Here is a 21,940-nt window from a genome sequence, read left to right as displayed (position 1 = left end):
CCAACGATCCTAAACTATATTTAGAGATATGGCACACGTAGATGTAGATCTTAAGAATATTCAAGAACAGTTTTCTTTTGAAGGAAAACTGAAGAAGAACGTGTTGCTCATCGGCGGTATCGGTGTGGTACTGTTTGTGTTGGGTGCAATCTTCTTGATGATGGGCGGTGGTCATGATGATCATCATGCTGCAGTAGAGCATGCAACTGAGGTGGCTTCGGTTCACTCAGGTGACGCTCACGGTGACGCTCATGGCGGTGGACATCACGCTGAATTCCACTGGTATGATCGTATTATTGTTGATGTCTGGATGAGTGGTGTATTCTTCACAGGTGTAGCATTATTAGGATTTTTCTTCTTTGCTCTTCAATATGTTGCTAACTCAGGTTGGCCAACATTAATTATGAGAGTGATGTTGAACTTCCGTCAGTTTATTCCTGTAGGTGGTGTTGTTTTATTACTTACTTTCTTAGTAGGTTCTCATACAATCTTCCACTGGACACACGATGGTATTGCAGACCCTAATTCTCCTGCTTATGATGCGATCATTGCAGGTAAGACGGACTTCTTAAATACTCCTTTCTTCTTGTTCAGAATGGTTCTATTCGTTTCTGTTTGGACGTTCTTCGGTTTTGTTCTTAACAAAATCACTAAGCAAGAAGATTTAGACATGTCAGGTACTACAAAGTACTTTAGAAAAGCTCAACGTATTTCAGTTGCTTTCTTAATTTTCTTTGGTATCTCAGAGTCAATCACTTCATGGGATTGGATCATGTCTATTGATACTCACTGGTACTCAACATTATTTGGATGGTATATCCTTGCAGGTTGGTTAGTTACAGCTGTGGCATTTATGTCATTGTTTGTAGTTACTCTACAAGAGATGGGATACTTGAAGCATGTAAACGAGAATCACTTACACGATTTAGGTAAGTTCTTGTTTGGTTTCTCAATTTTCTGGTCGTACTTATGGTTCTCTCAATTCTTATTGATTTACTATGCGAACATTCCAGAAGAAACAATCTACTTTATTGATCGTTTGAGAAGTTCAACATATTCTCCTTTATTCTTCACTATCCTAATTACTAACTTCTTGTTCCCATTCTTCGTATTGATGACAAGAGATTCTAAGCGTAAGACGTTATTAATGAAAATTGTTGCTGTAGTAGTAATTTTCGGTCACTTCTTAGAATATGCGTTATTAATCATCCCAGGTACATTGAAGGAAAACGGTGGTTTCGGTCTTACTGAGATCGGTTCAGGTTTAATCTTCCTTTCTATCTTCTTATACTTGTACTTTACAGGTTTAAGCAAAGGCGGTTTAATTCCTCAAAATCACCCAATGATTGAAGAATCGGTTCATCACCATACTTAACAGGTGAGAACTTCGCTGATACTCAAAAAAACCTCATTCTCGTAAGAGTTTGAGGTTTTTTTATTTCGAGATTTTAATTGAATCTAAAACCGGCACTTAGACCTATCATATTATAAAATCCTCCAGCATGTTTAATACTAGATATATTACTTAATACTCTCTGTCCGATATAAACATTAGCAGTAGGTACTAGTCTTAGAAGTTTAAGTTCATTCAATTCTATCCCAAAAGTTGCTCTATACATGATGCCCTCAAGGTATTTGTCCATAAAACAGCCGCCTAAATCGAGTTCTACATATAAACAGTATTTACTATCAAAATCATCTCCTGTTCTGAAATGTAGATAATAAGTATTCATAGGCGCGAGCATATCGCGACCAGTAAAATATTGATTTTGCCAACCTATACCTATTAGTGCGGCTTTATCAATCGTATAATTTAATTGGAAATCGAATCCTCCAGAAAAGAAAGCATGGGGAATGTCTTCTTCTTTTCTATCTTCTAATGGGATATTATACCAGTCTTCATCCTCGTCATCAAAAGGACGCCACTGACCAGCAATTTCTGTAATAGCGAGACAGCTAAAGCTGACAGAATTGAAAAAATCTTGTTTTTGTTCTTGAGCGAATAGAATACTCGAGCTGAATAAAAATAGAATAGTAATGGGTTTCATGAAGAGTTGTCTAAAAAGAGATTTATAATTCTACTTATTTAGACAACTCATACATTATATAGATCAAAAACTCCTTTAAGAAAATATCTAAGAAGTGGTTTTTTTAGATATTTCAGTCTTTAAAAGGTTGATTTCTTCTTTTAAAATAGATATTTCTTTGACCAGTTGATCATATTCTAATTGATAATTATCTCTTTCTTTTTGAACTCTTTTGATATCAAATTCATACCATTCGGCAGAAGGGTTTTCATCAATGATTTTTTGATAATCCTCCATTCTAATTTGATATTGAGCAATTAATGAAGTGGTCTTCTTTTTTCCTTCTAGAGGCTTGATGTATTTTGTATTAATTGTAAGCGCCTGATCATTACTTGCTAACAAGGTATAAGTATGTTTTGAGTGATTAATGAGTTGAACGGTATCTCCTTGGTTAAAGAAATAATCCTTTTCTTCTTCTCTATTATTAATACTTATATCTTTTTTGATTGTTCCAAATACATGGTTGCTAGGAACAATAGAGGCTAAGTAATCTTGTACAGAATCTCTCTCTTGTTCAATGGTCTTTATTTGACGATTGAGTCCATAGATCATACTGTTTAGTGTAAGAGAATCAATACTGAAATGCTCTTGTAGCTCGTTAAGCTTACTTTCTTTTTCTGCTAATAGTTTCTCATTTGAACGGTAATTTTGAGCTTGTAGTGAACCGGTATATAAGCAGATAATGGTGAATATATAATATATATATTTTCTCATTTGATACTTTTTTGATGATATGAATTTTAAGCGGTACAGTTAAGGGAATAAAATAAGCCCCCCAACTCTGCAAAATTAATAGAATTAAGGGGCTTATTGTTTGAAATAAAACTTATTGTTTCTTAAAAAATATTTCTATTGCTTTCGGAAAGCGTTTAGCCCAATCTCCTTCGGAATGTCTGGCTTGTTTATCAACAACTACGAACAAGTCTTTATTGAGCTTATATCCTTTGTTCAGTAAAACTTTTTCCATTTTCTCAACTCCAGGTTGAAGAACGATATCAACTTGTTTTCCACCGTTATCAATATATAAAACAAGGTCTTTTTTAGGATCATTGATGATGGAGTTGATGTAATCAAATTCTTCATATTTGAAGGCTGGCGACATACAAATAGCACCTTTGAATACATCTGGATATTCCCATGCAATCATAAAACTAACCAGTCCTCCCATAGACGATCCTGCTACTAGTGTATTTTGCTTATCAGTCTTTGTTCTATAATTATCATCAATAAACTTTTTAAGATCAACAGCGAGTGATTTACGATATAATTTACCTTTTTCAGTATCTCCATAGTCATCTGTTCTATCTTGTGTACAGTAGGATCCGACGATAATGATTTCTTCAAGTTGATTGGCTTGAATTAAACTGTCTACGGTTTCATCAACCTGCCAGTCTACACCAAATGAACTTGTTTTAGGGTCGATGATATTTTGACCATCATGCATGTAAAGCACCGGATACCTTTTATCTGTTTTCGTATTGTAAGAAGGAGGGAGCCAAACGATAATATCTCTGTCGATTAGGCCATCATAATGAAATTTCTTATGGTATTTGACATGACCAGTAATTTGTCCTTGTATCTTTTTTTCTTCTCCTGTCGTCCATTGTTGAATATGAGTAACTATCGTAGTGTCATTATTAGGAGCAATAAACTCTTCATTTTGTTTTTCGACACCATTGCCATCAGCTGCTTGAAATTTCCAATCACCTAAAGCATATTTAAATTCAATTAATTTACCTTTTTCAACACTATGGGTGAATTCCCAATGAAGTTCATCTACCTTTTTCATGGTAACCACTGAAGGATTCCAATATCCAAGGTATTCTTGGTTACCAACGATATGGATTATTTTATCGGTTGGGTGATTTAATTCTACTTTCCATGTGACAGTAATCTCATCTTTATTGGAAGAGTTACAGCTAAAGAATAATATGAAAAGGAATGGTAGTATGTAATAATTTTTCATTTTCAATAGAGATAAAAGGTTATTAAAACAAATAAGCCTCATACTGAAGTAGTATGAGGCTTATTAGATCTATTCAAATTTTGAATTATGGACGAAGACGGATAGTTGTAGTACCGCCAATCCAACATCCAACGTTGATTGTTTTACCTTCAGCATAACCCTTAGCAGCTAATGTAAATACATCAGATTTAGTAGGGAATTGCTTTTGAGCTTGAGCCATTTTAGAAGAGTTACCTGCTTTTTTGTACATATCGTACGCAGCTAAGTAACATCCTTTTTCTTGTACGTTGTCTTCAGAAGACTCGAAACATTGTTTGAATGAAGTCATATACAAGTCACCAATGAAAGTATAAGCTTCAGAAGCAATATTTGAATCGTACTCAACAGCTTTATAAGCTTGTGCACGAGCTTGAGATTTTAAACCTTTCTTGTTGTAAAGTTTTGCAAGGTCGATAGAAGTTTCAGCTTGTTTAGCTGGATCTTCAGAATATAATTCGATTGCTTTCTCTTTCCACTCGATAGCTTTGTCAGTGTCACCTTTTTTGATGTATTGACCTGAGATTAAGTTTGCATATGCTGGAGTTGGCTCAGCATTGTAAACAACCTCTGCAGCTTGTAAGAAGTAAGGACCATCCATACATTTCTTACGGATAGAGTAACCAACAATTTTCTTAGCTGTTGATAAATCCTCAGGGTTAGCTTTGAATTTAGCACCTAATTTGTTGTTGATGAAGTCACAGTCAATGTTCAACATACCCATGATGTACTTGTCAGCCATTGTTTGGATACGTGACCATGCTTTTACGTCTTTTTCTTTTTTAGCTGCTTCAGCAATCTCTACGTTTTTAGTAGCAATTTCAGAAATGAAATCATACTCGTCCATTAACCAATCTTCGTTGTAAGACTTGTATTTTTTGAATTCTGGATCGTTTGCTTCAAAGTTTGCTTCTAAGTTTACTAACTCTTTTTCAGCAGCAGTCTTCTTAGCAGTATATTCTTTGATTTGAGCATCTGTATATTTTCCATCAGCATTTTCAATTACAGAGTTTGCAGTAAGAATTGCTGATTTTTGTGCTTTTGTCTTAGGATCTTTGTTGAAACCTTGAACTGCTTTTTTGTAAGCAACATGTAATTTTGCTACGATAGCAACGTATGCAGACATGTTAGAGTCGTCAGTTTTAACGCCATCTCTTTCTGCAATTTTGTGGTAGAAATCGTAGTAAGTAGGAAGGTTGTCGTTAAAGTCAGGACGATCTTTGTAATATCTGTAAAGGTATTTACCTTTTTCTGACTCCCATTTGTCAGGTGAACCGAAGTATTTACCTCTGTCATCATATAATTTAAGAACCATATCCTCATACTTAACGATAAGGTCTTTGTCCGCTGCATCTTTTTTCTTTGATTCCGTAGAAACTAAAGATTTATATAATTTTAATCCGTAGATATAAAGATTCTTGTGGATATATGGAGCGTTAGTATAAAGGTAATCGAAAGCATCTAGCGTTTCTTTGCTATAATTTTTTGCTTTCATGTTATCTGAGAAGAAAGTGTACTTAGATTTTGCTTCCTCTACATTTTCACCCCAGCAATAACCTCTTGCATCACATCCTTTTTTTACGCTACCATCGGCAGCTTTTTGTTCTGTTAAGCCATTATCTTTTGACTCAGTTGACTCCTCTTGTGCTTGAGCTACACCAGCTACAAACAAGAAACCTAATAGAAAAGTTGCTAACTTATTCATGTTTGAAATTCGATTGATTAGTTGATTCGACGCCTTACGAACCAGCGATCATTGATTGTTACACCTATATTTAATCTATAATGACGGTCTTCAAACGAAGAGACAGTTTGAATATCAGATCTCATCCATCCGTATTCACCAGATACTGATAGCGAAGAGAATCCCATTGGGAACTCAATACCTGCCGTCACTACATACTCTTTAATTTTTTCACCGTATGCTTGATAAGGAGTTTCTCCATATTGGAATCCACCTCTCCAAGTCAATCTCTTCCAATAACTTGAAGCTGATAAATAATCAGGAGTGTATTCAAAACCGAGGCCTACCTTAAAAGCATCGTATAAATCACTGGTACCGTCGTAATTAACGAACTCAGACCAGCTTTGTTTTTTGTAATCAATAGCGACTGCTAATTTTCCGACTAATTCGTAACTAATACCTACTGCGATTTCAGAAGGCATGGTTGCATTCTGAGAGTTATCAACAATAAGTGTATCACGATTTAATACTAAATCAGTTGTCGATCGTGTTTGTATATCCTCTAGACGTTTTACGCCAATTTGTTGCTCAAAAGTATATGTACCACCGAAGTTAATACGATGACCTTTTTCTTTAGGACCGAAGTGCTTTGAAAGATAGATACCAGGTTTATAAACCAATCCTCTATAGTTTAGACGAATACCTCTTGCTGAAATGAAGTCACTACTTCCGTTTAGTAATTCAGTTTTCGTTACTTTTTCAATAACACCTACGTTATATCCTAACTCTAAACCAACAGATAGCCATTTTGCTACTCTAAAAGCATTACTGAAGTAAACTTGGTTAATACCTCCTCTACCTTCATTCTGGATACCGTAATATCCAGCAGGAATGTTTTGTCCGTTGATTGGAGCATATAAAGTATCTGCTTGTGAGAATTTATAACTAACAACAGAGTAAGGTTTAAAACCAACACCCATTGTCCATCTTTGACTCACTGGAAAAGCAAATGTCATGTAGCTAAGACCTCCACCGTAATCTTGTTGTGTTTGACTCTCCGCAACTAAATCTCTTTGTTCTACATACATACCCACTTCGAATAAAGTAAGGTTGTTGTAAGTTAGAGTTGCAGGGTTTAACAAGTTAGAGTGACCATAACTAGCAAGACCTACACCTGTATATCCCATTCCCATATTTCTTACAGAAACAGGTTCTACTGGTTTACCTACTCCTAATGCTGTAAAAGGAGCGTTGCCTTGTTGTGCTTCTACCTTATTAGTGAAAGCGATGAATGCAAGGCAAGTGATTATGATATAATTAATTCGTTTGTACATGTAATCTCAGAATACTATCGATTCCTTTGAGAACCAGATTTCGGTCAGCAAAGATGCTTGAATTTAATTTAGATTCAAAAGTATTTGCTACTCCACCACACAACAAAGTCTTAATTCTGCCAAATTTTTTTTCATAACGAAGGATTGTTCCTTCTATTTCAGCAGTTAATCCATTGATAGCTCCTGAGAGCATACAATTTGTTGTGCTATTACCGACTAATTCTTGATCAAGATGTTCTACAGATATCATAGGCAATTTTGCCGTAAACGTGTGCATCGCCTTTAGTCGCATGTCAATACCTGGGGATATCGCACCACCAAGATATTCATTACCTTCTGTAATGAAATCAAAGGTTACACACGTTCCAATATCTATAACAAGACAGTTTGAATTAGGATAGATTTCTTGAGCAGCTGCAATTGCGGCTATTCTATCAACTCCTAAAGTAGTTGGAGTGGCGTATACATTCTTAAAGGGTAGGTGACTACCTGATGTTATCTCCAATACTTTGAAATCTTTTTTTAGCTGCTGAATCAAATTATTATCGTTTGAACCAACATTTGCGACCCCTATCCATTCACAAGAGAAATCATATAGTGCTTGAATAAGTTTAACGTCATCATCATAGACACCAACTTCTATTAATTCGTTGTCTTTGAAATAACCAACTTTAATCAAGGTGTTACCTATATCAATGGCTACTCTCTTGTTCATTCTTAACTATCTAAACTTATCTTATTGATAATTAGTAGTGTGCATTCTACATAATTACCTTTATCAAGTCTTTAATCAAAATTATTTCACACTAATTAACCTTAATAACAATGCTTTACGAATTTGTGAATTCTAAGTAAATTATTTCATCATCTTCGTTAATTTCACTTAAAGAATCCGTTACAGGAGTGATATAATGATTAGCGTGAAGTATAAATATTGGTAAATCAAATGTTGATAACAATTTTAATGATTCCTCTTGATCATAATACTGCTCTGATTTAACATTCTTTACAATATGTTTACGTCGTATAAGATGTGTTAAACCTATAAAGTCGTATTTGCCTTGGAATAATAGATGTTGGGGCTTTTGAAGCGTATTCATTCGAACTTCATTTCTCGAAGCAAGTCTAAAAACTTTGTTCATGCCCAATTCTGATGAGATCGTTCTATTACCGAGAATATTGATTTCATCGTTTGATGTAGTCGAGAAAAGTTGGCCATAAGCAGAGAAGTCAACAAATTCCAAAGCTCCTTCTGAAAGGATACTTCCTTCGTAAGTTTTAATTCCTTGTCCCTGGGCTTCTCGAATATTAGGTTTTGAAGTATCCGACATCATTACTGGAATGTCGTATTTCTTAAGAATTTTAGCAATGAATCGCCCTACTTCACTTGCTCCTAAGAATAGGATACCATTAGGTTCCTTTCTAGTTACCTTTAATGCTTTTGCTAATGGTTTTGCCGTAAGTCCTTGTATCACTACTGTACCCACAATAATCATAAATGTTAGTGGAAGAAGCATTTTGGCTTCCTCAACTTGCATTTCATTGATTGGAACACTACCTGTTGTTAATTTAATTGTAAACAATGAAGCGACACCTGCAGCAACAATCCCTCTTGGTGATATATAAGAGATGAAAATTCGTTCTCTCCAGGAAAGTGATGTCCCGATCGTACTGCTTAGGACAACTAAAGGCCTTATCACATATATTATAACGATAAATAATAATGCACTTTTTGTGTTGACTAATGCCAAAAGGTCATCCACCTGCATTCTTGATGAAAGCATTACGAACAAGAAAGAGATAAGGATAACAGTAATATCTTCTGTGAAATGTAAGATAGATTTAAGGGAGGCAACTTTAGAGTTTCCAATAATCATCCCATATACCGTTACTGCTAATAACCCTGATTCTGCATGCAACATATCGGATAAGGCGAAAGTGCCAATTACAGCTCCAAGAATGATGGTGTTTTTTAAATGTTCGGGTAAAATATTCCGATCATTCAACATCTTTATGGTGATAAAAGAAGCTACTCCTCCAACAAATAACCCGGCTAATGTTAGAAGAATAAAACCTTTTAATGCGAAAAATGTGAATAACTCGTTGGGTTGCCCTGATAAGACAAAGTCAAAAATTAAGATGGCTGTAAGTGCCCCGATAGGATCTATTAATATACCTTCCCATTTGAGAATTGTATTTATTCTATTATTGGGTTTAATATTCCTTAGCATTGGTCCTACGACCGTAGGGCCAGAAACGATGATTAGTCCTCCGAATAAAAAAGCAATGCGATAGCTAAAGCCCATAATATAGTGGGTCGCTAATGCACCACCTATAAGTGTTATGATCGTACCAAAGATTAATATTCTCCATATCACGCCACCTAGGTTTTTGGTTTCCTTAATCTTTAATGTCATTCCACCTTCAAACAGGATTAAACCTACTGATAAGTTGACTACATCGAACATTAAATCACCATGGAAAATTTTATCACCATCGATAAACTTAGCACCATCAGGTGTAAAGAGTGTAGATACTGGTCCAACTAGAAGACCAATTAATATTAAGGGGAGGATAGCAGGTATTTTTACCTTCCATCCAAGCCATTGTGCAAAAAAGCCTAAGCCAATTAATGAGGCAAGTTCTACCATTCTAACTGATTAAGTAATAGTTTTTGTCTGATTTTAACGATAATGAAATCTATTCCTAATTAACAAATATAAAAATCTCGTTGGTTCTTCCCTTATCATCAGTGCAGGATATTTTATTTTTTCCCACTTCAAATTGATAAAAAAATGAAGATTCTATATTTACTTTAGCTACATATTGGTCATTTACATACCAATAAATATAATCTACATCATTAGCCGTAATCGCCTGCAATTCTAGTTCAGTATTATGATCTAGGATATAATAAGTACGACCATCTATAGGGCTTGAAATCGTAGGAGGTTTACCTGAAATTGTATATTTGCATTTAGGGTTATGTGGTGGTGGAGTTTCAAAAGGTATTTTTTCATCGTTATAAAAACGTACCAATTGTTCTGGATAATTGTTGTAAAACTTCTTTTTATACCCTCCTTCTTTAGGCAAACATTTTCCACAATATGAGAAGGATTCTATCGGATTAATAAAATATAGTTTTCGATGTGAACATTTCTTGGTTAATGATACAGTAGGGATATAGCTATCTTCTATAGTATGATCACAGAAATATTCTGGAATTAAACCTGTACTGCTGCATACTAATCTTTCGAAAAGTTGATCTGGTATTTCAAATTCTTCTTTTTTTGAATTTACTGTTGGATATAAAGTTCTGAAAATATTAAAAAGCAGTGGTGTCGCTGTCTCTGCACCAGTTAAATCAGGAGAACCTTCGTTATTGAAGTTACCACACCATACACCTACAGTATATTCTTTATTGTAACCAATACTCCATGCATCTTTTCTACCATATGAAGTTCCTGTTTTCCAAGCAATGTTAGGAGCATTATTACTGTTTTGAGGGTTATTAGGTAAATCGGGACGTTTTAAATTAGAAAGTATTTCATATACCATATAATTACTTTCAGGACTTATTATCTGATAGTTAGCGGAATCCTTGCCAAAAGTACTTTTTCTTAGAGAGGAATATGTTCCTTTATTTCCAAATGAGGCATATAAACCCGTTAATTCTTCTAAAGTTACACCACAACCTCCTAGTGCGACAGATAACCCCAATCTATTTTTTTGTTGTGCTATACTGTTAAAGCCAGCTGAGATTAATTTGTTAGTGAAATGATCCACTCCAATTTCTTCTAATGTTGCTACTGCAGGTATATTCAAAGACTTTCCTAAAGCATCCTCAACAGTGATATAGCCTCTAAACTTTTCATCATAATTAAGTGGGCTATAGTTTCCAAAATCAGTAGGAACATCTAATATTTTAGTTTTCGGTGTGATAAAACCTCTGTCGAACCCAATCCCATAAATTAATGGTTTTAATGTACTTCCAGGTGATCTTTTTGCCTGAATTCCATCCACCTGACCAGCAAATTTATCATCGAAGAAGTCTTGAGAACCAACATAGGAGACGACCTCTCTAGTATGATTATCGATAATAATTGCGGCTGCATTATTAATCCCAATACTCCTTAATCGTCGAGCATATTTTTTTACTAAATCTTGCGTTTTTAATTGAGTATTAATGTTGATGTAAGTTTTGATTCTAGGTTCATCATAAAACCTGTTTGTCAGTTGTCTACTTAAGTGAGGAATTATTTTAGGGATACTTGTACGTTGAAGATTTATAGGTTCAACCTTTGCTGATTCTAAAGTATTCTCATCAATTAAATCACCTTGATAGTATCTTTCCAACCATTTATTTCTTTCTGAAACGATAAGATCTTGCTGTTTTCCTAATGCTAATGATGTAGGGCGATTGGGAATAATAGAGAGCATACATGCTTCTGCAGGGCTTAGAATTCCTGGGTTCTTTTGTAGATATAAAACAGTAGCAGCTTTGATGCCTTCTATATTACCTCCAAAAGGAATGATATTGATATACATTTCAAGTATTTCCTTTTTTGAGTAAGTACATTCAAGCTGAAATGCCCTAAACATTTCGATAATTTTATTGTAGTAGGTTCTTTCTTTTGGTTCTAGCAATCGAACAACTTGCATACTAATTGTGGATGCACCTGATGTTCTTTTATTACTATAAATATTATTGAAAAAAGCTCTAATTATTGCTAACGGATCTACACCTAAATGGTAATAAAAGTGTTGGTCCTCTTTATGTAAAATATTATCAATAAATAAAGGGTCTACTTCATCTAGGCTAGAATATAACCTCCATTTATCTTCATTATTGAGTGTTGCGCCAATAACTTCATTATTAGAAGAATAGAGTACTTGTCCATAATGTATTTTCTTTGGATAGGGAAAAAGGAAATGAACTACCCCGAAGATTAATAATTGTACTAAACTAAGAAACGTTAAAGTTTTAATTAGTTTTGTAGTTAACTGCTTGATTTTTATGCTTGTAAATTTAGTTTCTTTCAATATTACTCTTAATTTGAAGAATATCATTCTGTAAACAACAAGAGAGGAAACTTCTATTACTATGGAAGTAAACAAAGAATAAGAATAGTACAATTATCGTCAGTCTAAAAAACAGCATACTATTCTCTTGTAAATGTACATATTTTTATTCTACCCTGTAATAACCTAGTTAATTATTCTCATCAACTATCACACGCTTGGCCCATGAAGACATCGATAACACGATACACAACTATTAGTATATTAACCTTAATGCTTATCTCATCATCATTATTCTCTCAGACTTTTGAAGAACACACTATTCAGTTTCCAATGTTACATGAATATGATGGTTCTTACAGGTTAAATGAAATGGGAGAACAAGGTTTACTCGTTTTAAGAAATCGCTACGGAGGAGAAAAGAAAAATATCATTTCAGATATAGAGGTTACTTATGTTCAAACTGATTTTCAGAAAAAGTGGACAAAGCAGATTAAACTAGACCATTATGGAGATGTAATTTCTGATGGTTACGATGACGATTATGCTTATTTCTTAATGAAATCATCAGAATTGAATTATCAGGTTCTAAGAATTAGATTAGCTGATGGAGCTCAAAAAGTTTTCTACTATAAGAACGTAGAGAAAATGAAAGTAGACTATTTCTCTGTTGAAGATAACATTGCTTTCTTAGGTGGTTCTGCCAACAATTTACCTATCATAACTCATTGGGATCTAGAAGTAGGAACACGTAGAGTATTGTCATCAGTACACCAGATAAAAGGAGGAATTGTTTGTATGGAATACGATAGAGACGTCGATATGCTTACAGTTGTAATAAAAGCTCAAATGTCGAGTATACATCGAGGACTATATGTAATTGATTATTCAATAGATGGAAATATTCATAAACAATATTTTGAAGAAATTCAGAGAGAATACAATTATCAAACTTTTAGACCTTATCATAATTCAAGAGGTGAATTAGTAATGATTGGTACTTATGGTTTAGGTAATGAATCTGAATCTACGCAAGGAGTTTATTCAATGATTTTATCAAATAGAGGTTATCGATTAAATCCTAAATTTTATGACTTCTCATTCTTTAATAATTTCTACAGTCACTTAGATCAAAAAACGAAAGAAAAGAGCCAAGAGAAATTCCAGAAAAGAAGAGAAAAGGATAAAGTTGTTCCTTTACGTTTAGAAGTAATGCCTAATAGACTTCAGTTTATGAATGGTCAGGTAGTCTTTGTAATCAATGAAGTGAGTTTTATTTACCCATTTAATGAAACTGCAAAATACGCTGGAGATGGCTTTTATTCTAAAGCTGAAGTGCCTACTTTCTCAGGTTTTGTTCAGGATTATGACAATATGATTGTTAGAAAAGGGGAATACATTCCAAGTATGCTTGTGAATGAGAAGATGAAAGAAAACTATCCTTTCCCTATCGAATGTAATTTCAAAAGGGCTTTAGCTTGCGGTTTCGACTTTGAAACAGGAGAAATGCGTTGGGACAATACCTATTTGACAAGAAATCTGAAAACAGAACTACCTGTTGAACTTGTTGGTGCTTATGCAGATAATAGAAAGGTAGCATTCTTACATGTTAGCAGAGATAGTTATTTCTACAAAGTATCTGAAAGATTAGAGTATAAACACGATTGTCAGGTGATTTCATACAAGGATTATTCACCTGCTTATGAAATTGAAAAGTATACAAATGGAGGGTTGACGCATTGGTACGGTAATCATTTTATCCATACTGGAACTAAGAAAATTCAGAATCGATTATCGAAGAATGAATCCGATCAATACTTCTTTTTAACCTGTTTGTCCTACAGTAATAGATCATTAACTGATTAGTTTAATTAGTTGATATATAGTAGTTTAAAATATTTGTTGATTGAAATTTCACTAAATAGTTTGTTTATGTGACTACTTTTTTGAGTAATTTGTGTTATAAACGTACTATTTACACATATATAAACACACACTTGCGATGGGTTACATTGAACCAGCTCCGATTACAGATAAGGAGAATCCCTTTGAGTCGATGATGGAGCGATTTAATATTGCCGCTGAAAAACTAGGTCTCGATTTAGAAACTTACGAAGTCTTAAAAAGTCCAGCAAAACAGGTAATTGTTTCATTACCGATTGTGATGGATGATGGACATAAAAAAGTATTTGAAGGATACCGTGTAATCCATTCAAACACTCTAGGTCCTTCAAAAGGTGGCGTCCGTTATGATATGGATGTGAATCTTGATGAAGTAAAAGCATTGGCAGCTTGGATGACTTGGAAATGTGCTGTAGTAGACATTCCATACGGTGGTGCAAAAGGAGGGATTAAATGTGATCCTTCGAAAATGTCTAAAGGTGAATTAGAGAGGCTAACAAGAGCTTATACGGTAAAAATGTATGAGATCTTTGGGCCAGATATCGATATTCCAGCTCCAGATATGGGGACAGGTCCTCAGGAAATGGCTTGGATTATGGATGAATATTCTAAAGCTCAAGGTAAAACTGTTCAGGCTGTTGTTACCGGTAAGCCTCTAGTATTGGGAGGATCACTAGGTAGAGTAGAAGCAACAGGTAGAGGAGTGATGGTTTCTGCAATGGAAGCATTGAGAAAAATCAAAATCTCTCCAAATGATGCAACTTGTGCTGTCCAAGGATATGGTAATGTTGGTAGTAATGCTGCAAAACTTTTACACCAGAAAGGATTGAAAATTGTTGCTATCAGTGATCACACAGGAGCATTTTATAATCCTGATGGAATTGACCTCAGAGAGGCAAGTGAATACAGAGAAACATATAAAACATTAGAAGGTTTTACAGGTGGAGAATTGATCACAAATGATCAACTTTTAGAACTTGAAGTTGACGTTTTAGTACCTGCAGCAAAAGAAGATGTAATCAACAATAAAAATGCTGAAAATATTAAGGCAAAATTAATTGTTGAAGGAGCCAATGGTCCTACGGGAGCAAAAGCGGATAAGATTCTTCATGATAAAGGTATTGTTGTAGTGCCAGATATTCTTGCAAATGCAGGAGGCGTAACTGTTTCTTATTTCGAATGGGTACAAAACCGTTTAGGCTATAAATGGACTCGAGATAGAGTAAACAGGAGATCAGATAGAATTATGAAAGAAGCTTTTGAGAAAGTATTTAAGATTGCTGAAAAACATAATGTATCGATGAGAATTGCCTCATATATGGTAGCCATTACTAAAGTTGCTGATACTTATAAATTAAGAGGAAGCTTCTAAGAAATTTTAATAAATCAGTATGTATAGACCCTTTGGAGTTATTCTTCATTGGGTCTATTTCTTTTAGAATGAGTGCCTTTTCCACCTGTAAGCACTGTATTTATTGTACTGTTGATAACATCATTCGCCCATAAAACAGCTTTGTGTAAATTAGGTCCCATATTAAATCGATAACCACAATTGATCTCAAAACTTGTAAAGTAACTGATTGCTAAAAACTCTTGATTAAAAGTGTTAGGTAATGCACTATAACTAATTTCAGAGTTAATCTGCATCGTGATAAATAGCCTTTCTGTATTATATCCACCTGATGCTTTAAAGTCTAGTGCAGGAAGAAAAGAATAATGTCCATCACTGCCATCTTGTAAAGTGAAGGTTTGGTATTGACCTCCAGCTCCAATTCCAAGCATTCCTCCAACATAAAAACCTTTATACACTAGTACACCTGCAACACCTCCAATTGCCGTTAAATCAAACATTCTTAGCTTAGTCATTGTTCCATAAGTAGAATCAGGGTTTCTAGCTAATGGAGGTAAGAATGGTTCTAGGGCATTATAGTTTTCAGACCTGAATCTAAATTTATAATAAGTAGTAAATGCACTTCTTAATTGAATTTCCTTCTGTTTGAAAATAGCCTTATAACTAAATTTCTTATTATTAAATCGTACACCATGAAGGTTAATCGATCTAGTAATTATATCATCTCTAATTAATGGGGCAGGTGAGGTTTGTAAACTATCATAATACTGAGGGGTAGAATCTAAGAACCCTGAGTAACGATAATATTCAGCATCTAAATACCATTTCTTTACAAAGCCATCTACTCTTAAACGGAAAACACTTGATTTGCCATAAATGCTTTCATCGTATTGGGAATAGGGCGTTTGAACACTGGCTCTTACTCCAAGATTACCAAAAGAGAAACCGAGCCCAACCAAATAACTATTATTCGGTCTATAAACAATATCATTGGGTCTATTTCTACGGGTTAAACCATCATTATCCCACCATGATTTTGGGGGATAATTATTAAAAATAAGATTCAACTTTGAATTCGAGAAGTAAGCACTAAGACTTACTTTATCCATTATATCTCTAACATGAGAATTGTTTTGATGCAGCGAATCCATTGTACTTTGACCAAAAGTAGAACTTGTAGACAACCAAAATAGATAAAAAAGTAGCGTTTTAAGTATTTGCTGCATAATGGAAAAAATCAGAATACTCTCAAATTACATGATTTCATACTTTAATGAAAAAATATAAAAGATAATTTTTAACTTGATAAATAATTTTATAAACTCAATTACGGACAATAAAATAATCAGCTTATACCATGTTTAAACAATCTATCATTTCGATAACTTTTTTCCTGCTTTCATTCAATTTATTTGGTCAAGATGTTCCAACTAATGCTAATGATATATCGCCTCTACTAATTGGTGAAACTGTTCCACAAGTCTCATTAAGAGATGTAGAGAGCAACTTGGTTGATCTCTCAAAAATGATCAAGAAGAAACCTACAGTACTAATATTCTACAGAGGGGGATGGTGCCCTTATTGTAATAAACAGCTTGCTGGCTTAGGAGAGGTATCAGACTACTTAGTGAGTATTGGTTATCAAATCATTGCTATTTCACCTGATACTCCAGACCATTTATCACTAACTTATGATAAACACATGATGAATTACATGCTTTTATCTGACAGTGATATGGAAGCTTCTAAAAAGTTTGGTTTGGCTTATGAATTGGATGATAAAGCATTCAAAAGATTTTCAAACTTAGGAATGGACATTGTTACTACAACTGGAGAAAAACACCAAATGTTACCAGTTCCTGCGGTTTTCTTTGTAAAACAAAATGGAGAAATTAGCTTTGAGTATATCAACCCTAATTTCAAAAAAAGAATCAGTTCTACATTATTAGTAACTGCAGCTGAAACAATGGGAGGAGAATAACGATTTTATATATATCATAATTTAATTTTCAAATGCAACAGTTAGATCAGGAAGAAAAACAATTAGGAGGGAAAAGCTTTATTTCAGAAGCTTTAGGAAGTCATTTAATGGGGCTAAAAGAAAATGAGTTGAATGATACACGTTTACTCTACCTAAAAAGAAACGGTTATAATGCTTCAAAATTAAGTGTGGCATATCAAAAACAACAAGAATTGATCGAACAACATAAAGAGGCTTTCGTAAAGGAGATGAATCCTCCGATTGAAGAACACATTCCTCCGATGATCAATTCTATGTTAAATCCTTTGATGATTGATATTTTTACTTCTGAAGAAGAATTAGGAAAATATATCTTAGATAAGATCATTTAGGTTTGGTGATGACAGTCAATGTAAAAAAGTATATAAGTGTTTAAATTACATTTATATAAAAACACCTTAAAACATAACTGTTATGAAAGCGAATGTCCTCAATCAATTGATTAAGAATCTTGAGATGGAATTTAATCGTTCTTCTCATTATCGACCTAACTCTCAAGGAATAGTATTAACGATCTCCAGAGAGTATGGCTCTTCTGTAAAGAAAGTAGCTCAACTTTTGGTAGATCGGTTAAATAAGGAAGAAATAGGGTTTGACCTTTGTCCTAAAAAGTGGCTCCTTATAGATACCTCTGTGATCAGAGATTTATCTGAAGAATTGCATCTTGAATACAAAGATATTGCAGAATACGTTCCACAAGAAAAGAAAGGACTTATTGAGCAGTTGATTCATTCGTTTAGTCCAAGCTATAATAAGTTGGATGGTAAATTGGATAGTACCTTAAAGTCTATAATTCATGCCTACTTTGAAAGAGGTAATGTGATAATTTTAGGCAGAGGAGGAGGATTTTATGCTGAAGGGTTATCGAATGCTCTAAGGATTAAGGTGAATAGCAATTATCAATTTAGAATTGCAAAGATTATGGAAAATCACAATTTGGGTTTTCAAGATGCAAAACTCAAAATGTTGAAGTACTCTAAATTGAGAAATGATTTTCTGGAGCATATCGGAAAAGGTAAGAGAGAATCTTATGATACTGTAATTGATAGAACAAGACTTGATGATAGTACTTTAGCAGATTACCTTTTATCTTTTACAAATGCAAAAGTGAAAGACCTGAGAAGAGAAAAAGAAAAGGAACAGAAGCAAAAAGTTTCTGTATAAAATAGATAAGGCTCAATACGTAAATTGTATTGAGCCTTTTTATATTCTAGTATTCTTAGTCTTAAAGTTGTGTCTCTTCGTATTTAGAAGGACATTTCATTAAGATTTCTGAAGCAATAAAATCACCGTCTTTCTTTGCTCTACCAATCACCACTACTTTTTCAGATTTTTCAAAATCTCTCATTGAAGCAGGAGGAGAATAGCAAACGACTCTCTTCATTACATTTTTGTCATCAACAAGGTTAAAAGCCAAATAATTGGCGTCTTGGGCAGGATCGTATTGGATACCAATAACGTTTCCGTTTTTGTCTTTTTGAAGTTCACCAATAACATGAACTTTGTTTTCATCACCATCATGAGCTAATTCATAAGCTGTAGAGAAATCTACATATGCACTAGCATCTCCTGCAGTAACTACAAGAATACTAATCATAATACCAATGATGATCAAACCGAAAATATGTGACTTTTTCATGGGTGTAATTTTTATTTGTCGTTAACCAATTGTTCTAGCTTCTTTAATTTCTGGTCAGTATTGATCAAGTAAACAATCAATCCTACCCATAAAGTAACAATCACTGCAACTACTACATAGATTTTGCCATCAGCTCTCATAGCATCAGCCATTTCTACGCTATTATTTACATAATCACTTTCTGTTGTAGGGATTTTACCTTGAGCTAAGGTATTGACTATCAACATACCCCAAAGAAGTAAACTGGAAAATAACTTTTTCATCTATTATATACCTTAATCGTTTTCTAAAATAATGTTCTCAATTTTTTTGGCTCTTACTCTTAATTGAGTGAACCAGACGCCTATTAGTGTCCAACCTATTACTGCAGGGTAAAATACCATACGTAATTTACTATCCATGTCATAAGCATTAAAACCAGGGTTTCCACCATTACCAGGATGTAACGAATCAGTTAAACGAGGTAAGACGAAAATTAGTGGAATAAAAACAGCAAAAGCGAAGATATTCCAAATAGCACTTATTCTTGCTTTTTGTTCTTCATCTTTAAAAGCACCTCTCAGAATTACATAAGCGAAGTAAAACATTAAACCACCAGCAGCGGCGTTTTGTTTAGGGTCTCCACTCCACCAGTCACCCCAAGTGTATTTGGCCCAAACGGCACCAGTTAAAATACCTAATATACCGAATACTATTCCTGTATTTGTTAATTCATTAGCCCAGATATCGTCCTCAATTCTGTGATGTCTCAAATATTTAATTGAATATACCATTGAACCTAGAAGAACGAGAATCATTCCGAACCACATTGGAACGTGGAAGAATAAATTACGAATCGTTTCATTTAAAATCGCTAATCTAGGAACATCCATCAGGAGTCCGATAATCAGAGTGTAAGCGAGAAGAACTATTGCGGTGATTTTCCACCAAGCGCTTTTCATTTGTGAATTGTTTAATTTATTAATTTAACTCCTCCAAAGATACGGAAAGAGGAGATAAGAAACTGTAATTACAATAACATCAATAGCAAAAATAACTAAGAATTCGTCCATACTTTGACTACGGGCTATTCCGTCCATCGCATTTTTAGAAATTTTAATAAGCATTAATATCATTGGAAGGATTGCTGGTAGCCCTAATATTGCCATTAATGTATTGTTTCCTTGAACCTTGGAAGCAATACCAGATACCATTGTCAGTGATGATGCAAAACCAATGGCTCCTAAACACACACTGCCATAGAATAATAACGGGTCTTGTACAGGGTTGCCAAGTACAACACTATAAACCCCTAAGCCGAGGAATGCGATGATTAACATTAAGAAGGCATTGTAAATCATCTTGGACAAGATGATGGATTGGGGACTTACCATTTGGTAGTAATAGAAGAATCGCCCTTTTGCCTCTTGGTTGAAACTTTTAGCTGCTCCATTTAAGGCAGCAAATAATTGAATGATCCAAAAAAGAGTATTCCAAGTAATTGGAGATAGCTCCACTCTTTTTTGATTGAAACTCAGGTAACAAACAAAAATAGTGCTTACTGTAAATAATAATAAACCATTAAGATTAGACCTTTCTCTCCATTCTAACTCAACCTCTTTTCGGACTAATATTCCTATTTCTGCTATTATTGATTTCATAATCTTCTTTTCTGCTTCGCAAATTACCAAAAAATCAACAATACATCCAATTACAAAGCAACGGAACTTTTTTTGGCACTTTATATGCGATGAACATTTAAATATTCTTTAAAATTGATAGAATATTTTTCTCATAATTTGATTGAAGCGGAAAACTCCATCAATTTTGCTGTTGTAATGGAGGTATTAAATATTTTATGAAACAAACTTTTTTATACTTTGGTATTGTCTTTTGCTTGCTATTAGATGGATGTGTGCCCAAGGTTTGCCCAGCCTATGTGAGTGTCTTCTATCAAAAGGATGATCCCAATAGTTTGTATTACGTGAATAAGGCATCTAACCCTGATGGCGACTATTTTCTTCCTTTAGGAGATGATTCGACCATGACGGTTAAAGGTTCGTATTCCTATATTAGCTACTTCGTAGATGACTCTACTGCGAAGGAAGAAGAACTGTATGCTTCAAGAGAAATGGAGTGGAGTGGTACAGTGAAACCTAGAGGAGGCTTCTATGGAAAGCTAACAAACAAAGAAGAAAAACTGAGCAGTAAAAATTATCCTAACTATATTATTGGTTTAACAAAGAACCCTTATCCAGTAGTTGATGAGGATTCTACCATTGAATTTATAGCAGAAGATAGTGTATACCTGGTAAGTTCTAGTGATTCTCTTGAAAACTTAATGTTTGGTGGAGGTCCAGGTTATGATGACTCTATTGTAGCAAAGGAACTTCCCGATCAAAATGATGATGATGAAGACCTTGTTGTCAGTGACTCTATGCCTCCAATGATGTATGACGCAGAAGTATATCTACAGAAGTATGGTCATATTGTAGCAAGGGAAGATAGTATGAGAGCTGGTTTCTTTATTGTACCTGATTCAATGTATTTAGTAAAAAGAAAATGGTACGAGATCTGGAAACCTAAAAATTATATGATTCCAAAAAGAGTTCTGGATGAAAAATATAATAGTCAGTTAGCAAAATATGAATCAGATTCTTTATTGAAAGTAGCGAAAGAAGATTCATTAGAGCAGATCAGACTACAAAAGGAATTAGAAAAAGAGGAAGCAGCTGCAGCGGAAAGTCAAGAGGAAAATCCAATGGATAGTTTACCAGATGATGAACAAGATGCAAATACACCTGCTAAACCTGAAGAAGATTGGTAGTCAAAATATTTACTATTTCTTCTCTACCTAAGTATCCATAGGGTATTGTAGACATAAAAAAGAGCAATGAATAACTAGATTCATTGCTCTTTT

General features: G+C 34.2%; 20 protein-coding genes. 7 read left to right on the top strand and 13 right to left on the bottom strand.

Annotated elements, in window-relative coordinates; translation table 11 throughout:
* Positions 1-28 precede the first annotated feature (28 nt).
* Positions 29-1,375, top strand: coding sequence for a quinol:cytochrome C oxidoreductase (locus tag QL232_RS24095; protein WP_281616095.1), 1,347 nt, complete (start codon positions 29-31; stop codon positions 1,373-1,375).
* Between the two features lie 73 nt (positions 1,376-1,448).
* Here the strand turns inward: QL232_RS24095 and QL232_RS24090 are convergent, their stop codons facing one another.
* From QL232_RS24090 to pbpC, 8 genes are all read right to left on the bottom strand, one after another.
* Complete coding sequence (locus QL232_RS24090; protein WP_168882021.1) at positions 1,449-2,048, bottom strand: hypothetical protein; 600 nt, start codon at positions 2,046-2,048, stop codon at positions 1,449-1,451.
* An 87-nt stretch (positions 2,049-2,135) separates the two neighbouring features.
* On the bottom strand, positions 2,136-2,801 hold the full coding sequence (locus QL232_RS24085) for a hypothetical protein (RefSeq protein WP_281616094.1): 666 nt from the start codon (positions 2,799-2,801) through the stop codon (positions 2,136-2,138).
* 112 nt (positions 2,802-2,913) lie between these two features.
* The gene (locus QL232_RS24080) at positions 2,914-4,053 is read right to left on the bottom strand and encodes an alpha/beta hydrolase-fold protein (protein WP_281616093.1); all 1,140 of its coding nucleotides are present in this window, start codon (positions 4,051-4,053) and stop codon (positions 2,914-2,916) included.
* Positions 4,054-4,138: 85 nt separating this feature from the next.
* On the bottom strand, positions 4,139-5,794 hold the full coding sequence (locus QL232_RS24075) for a hypothetical protein (RefSeq protein ID WP_281616092.1): 1,656 nt from the start codon (positions 5,792-5,794) through the stop codon (positions 4,139-4,141).
* 17 nt (positions 5,795-5,811) lie between these two features.
* Complete coding sequence (locus QL232_RS24070; RefSeq protein ID WP_281616091.1) at positions 5,812-7,107, bottom strand: hypothetical protein; 1,296 nt, start codon at positions 7,105-7,107, stop codon at positions 5,812-5,814.
* Positions 7,091-7,822, bottom strand: coding sequence for a type III pantothenate kinase (locus QL232_RS24065; RefSeq protein WP_281616090.1), 732 nt, complete (start codon positions 7,820-7,822; stop codon positions 7,091-7,093). Before QL232_RS24065 ends, QL232_RS24070 begins: the two co-directional genes overlap by 17 nt.
* A 115-nt stretch (positions 7,823-7,937) precedes the next feature.
* Positions 7,938-9,758 carry a sodium:proton antiporter gene (locus QL232_RS24060; protein ID WP_281616089.1) on the bottom strand — a complete coding sequence of 607 codons (1,821 nt, stop codon included), beginning with the start codon at positions 9,756-9,758 and terminating at the stop codon, positions 7,938-7,940.
* A 55-nt stretch (positions 9,759-9,813) separates the two neighbouring features.
* Positions 9,814-12,150, bottom strand: coding sequence for a penicillin-binding protein 1C (pbpC, locus tag QL232_RS24055; RefSeq protein WP_281616088.1), 2,337 nt, complete (start codon positions 12,148-12,150; stop codon positions 9,814-9,816).
* Between the two features lie 252 nt (positions 12,151-12,402).
* Between pbpC and QL232_RS24050 the strand changes: the two genes are divergently transcribed.
* Both QL232_RS24050 and QL232_RS24045 read left to right on the top strand, forming a co-directional pair.
* Positions 12,403-13,995, top strand: coding sequence for a hypothetical protein (locus tag QL232_RS24050; RefSeq protein ID WP_281616087.1), 1,593 nt, complete (start codon positions 12,403-12,405; stop codon positions 13,993-13,995).
* Positions 13,996-14,131: 136 nt separating this feature from the next.
* The gene (locus tag QL232_RS24045; RefSeq protein ID WP_168882012.1) at positions 14,132-15,403 is read left to right on the top strand and encodes a Glu/Leu/Phe/Val dehydrogenase; all 1,272 of its coding nucleotides are present in this window, start codon (positions 14,132-14,134) and stop codon (positions 15,401-15,403) included.
* 38 nt (positions 15,404-15,441) lie between these two features.
* On the opposite strand, the gene QL232_RS24040 is transcribed toward QL232_RS24045, so the two are convergent.
* Complete coding sequence (locus QL232_RS24040) at positions 15,442-16,608, bottom strand: DUF4421 family protein (protein WP_281616086.1); 1,167 nt, start codon at positions 16,606-16,608, stop codon at positions 15,442-15,444.
* A gap of 131 nt (positions 16,609-16,739) precedes the next feature.
* Here QL232_RS24040 and QL232_RS24035 point away from each other — a divergent pair, with 131 nt between their 5' ends.
* From QL232_RS24035 to QL232_RS24025, 3 genes are all read left to right on the top strand, one after another.
* The gene (locus tag QL232_RS24035; RefSeq protein WP_168882010.1) at positions 16,740-17,363 is read left to right on the top strand and encodes a peroxiredoxin-like family protein; all 624 of its coding nucleotides are present in this window, start codon (positions 16,740-16,742) and stop codon (positions 17,361-17,363) included.
* A gap of 32 nt (positions 17,364-17,395) precedes the next feature.
* A complete protein-coding gene (locus QL232_RS24030) occupies positions 17,396-17,734 on the top strand; it encodes a hypothetical protein (RefSeq protein WP_168882009.1) in 339 nt (112 codons plus the stop codon).
* Positions 17,735-17,816: 82 nt separating this feature from the next.
* Positions 17,817-18,566 carry a cytidylate kinase family protein gene (locus tag QL232_RS24025; protein ID WP_281616085.1) on the top strand — a complete coding sequence of 250 codons (750 nt, stop codon included), beginning with the start codon at positions 17,817-17,819 and terminating at the stop codon, positions 18,564-18,566.
* 61 nt (positions 18,567-18,627) lie between these two features.
* Here QL232_RS24025 and QL232_RS24020 read toward each other — a convergent pair whose 3' ends face one another.
* Genes QL232_RS24020 through QL232_RS24005 form a run of 4 tightly spaced genes read right to left on the bottom strand, consistent with a single transcriptional unit; the run spans position 18,628 to position 20,681 of the window.
* Entirely contained in the window at positions 18,628-19,041 is a 414-nt protein-coding gene (locus tag QL232_RS24020) for a cytochrome c maturation protein CcmE (RefSeq protein ID WP_168882007.1), read from the bottom strand.
* An 11-nt stretch (positions 19,042-19,052) separates the two neighbouring features.
* Positions 19,053-19,304, bottom strand: a complete 252-nt coding sequence (locus tag QL232_RS24015) for a CcmD family protein (RefSeq protein ID WP_281616084.1) — start codon at positions 19,302-19,304, stop codon at positions 19,053-19,055.
* A gap of 12 nt (positions 19,305-19,316) precedes the next feature.
* Positions 19,317-19,982 carry a cytochrome c biogenesis protein CcsA gene (gene ccsA / locus QL232_RS24010; RefSeq protein ID WP_281616083.1) on the bottom strand — a complete coding sequence of 222 codons (666 nt, stop codon included), beginning with the start codon at positions 19,980-19,982 and terminating at the stop codon, positions 19,317-19,319.
* 24 nt (positions 19,983-20,006) lie between these two features.
* The gene (locus QL232_RS24005) at positions 20,007-20,681 is read right to left on the bottom strand and encodes a heme exporter protein CcmB (RefSeq protein WP_168882005.1); all 675 of its coding nucleotides are present in this window, start codon (positions 20,679-20,681) and stop codon (positions 20,007-20,009) included.
* 197 nt (positions 20,682-20,878) lie between these two features.
* Between QL232_RS24005 and QL232_RS24000 the strand changes: the two genes are divergently transcribed.
* A complete protein-coding gene (locus tag QL232_RS24000) occupies positions 20,879-21,847 on the top strand; it encodes a hypothetical protein (protein WP_281616082.1) in 969 nt (322 codons plus the stop codon).
* Positions 21,848-21,940: the final 93 nt, after the last annotated feature.

The organism is Flammeovirga sp. SubArs3 (assembly GCF_947387565.1).
GTDB classification, from domain to species: domain Bacteria; phylum Bacteroidota; class Bacteroidia; order Cytophagales; family Flammeovirgaceae; genus Flammeovirga; species Flammeovirga agarivorans.
The sequence above is the reverse complement of the archived record's forward strand: the minus strand, read 5'-3'. Positions and strand labels throughout refer to the sequence as shown.

Coding starts and splice junctions, on each gene's coding strand:
- QL232_RS24060 (WP_281616089.1), bottom strand. CDS start 9,758: ATGGTAGAACTTGCCTCATTAATTGGCTTAGGCTTTTTTGCACAATGG.
- QL232_RS24015 (WP_281616084.1), bottom strand. CDS start 19,304: ATGAAAAAGTTATTTTCCAGTTTACTTCTTTGGGGTATGTTGATAGTC.
- QL232_RS24005 (WP_168882005.1), bottom strand. CDS start 20,681: ATGAAATCAATAATAGCAGAAATAGGAATATTAGTCCGAAAAGAGGTT.
- QL232_RS24025 (WP_281616085.1), top strand. CDS start 17,817: ATGAAAGCGAATGTCCTCAATCAATTGATTAAGAATCTTGAGATGGAA.
- QL232_RS24065 (WP_281616090.1), bottom strand. CDS start 7,822: ATGAACAAGAGAGTAGCCATTGATATAGGTAACACCTTGATTAAAGTT.
- QL232_RS24045 (WP_168882012.1), top strand. CDS start 14,132: ATGGGTTACATTGAACCAGCTCCGATTACAGATAAGGAGAATCCCTTT.
- QL232_RS24000 (WP_281616082.1), top strand. CDS start 20,879: ATGAAACAAACTTTTTTATACTTTGGTATTGTCTTTTGCTTGCTATTA.
- QL232_RS24035 (WP_168882010.1), top strand. CDS start 16,740: ATGTTTAAACAATCTATCATTTCGATAACTTTTTTCCTGCTTTCATTC.
- QL232_RS24040 (WP_281616086.1), bottom strand. CDS start 16,608: ATGCAGCAAATACTTAAAACGCTACTTTTTTATCTATTTTGGTTGTCT.
- QL232_RS24085 (WP_281616094.1), bottom strand. CDS start 2,801: ATGAGAAAATATATATATTATATATTCACCATTATCTGCTTATATACC.
- QL232_RS24095 (WP_281616095.1), top strand. CDS start 29: ATGGCACACGTAGATGTAGATCTTAAGAATATTCAAGAACAGTTTTCT.
- QL232_RS24050 (WP_281616087.1), top strand. CDS start 12,403: ATGCTTATCTCATCATCATTATTCTCTCAGACTTTTGAAGAACACACT.
- QL232_RS24080 (WP_281616093.1), bottom strand. CDS start 4,053: ATGAAAAATTATTACATACTACCATTCCTTTTCATATTATTCTTTAGC.
- QL232_RS24075 (WP_281616092.1), bottom strand. CDS start 5,794: ATGAATAAGTTAGCAACTTTTCTATTAGGTTTCTTGTTTGTAGCTGGT.
- ccsA (WP_281616083.1), bottom strand. CDS start 19,982: ATGAAAAGCGCTTGGTGGAAAATCACCGCAATAGTTCTTCTCGCTTAC.
- QL232_RS24030 (WP_168882009.1), top strand. CDS start 17,396: ATGCAACAGTTAGATCAGGAAGAAAAACAATTAGGAGGGAAAAGCTTT.
- QL232_RS24090 (WP_168882021.1), bottom strand. CDS start 2,048: ATGAAACCCATTACTATTCTATTTTTATTCAGCTCGAGTATTCTATTC.
- QL232_RS24020 (WP_168882007.1), bottom strand. CDS start 19,041: ATGAAAAAGTCACATATTTTCGGTTTGATCATCATTGGTATTATGATT.
- QL232_RS24070 (WP_281616091.1), bottom strand. CDS start 7,107: ATGTACAAACGAATTAATTATATCATAATCACTTGCCTTGCATTCATC.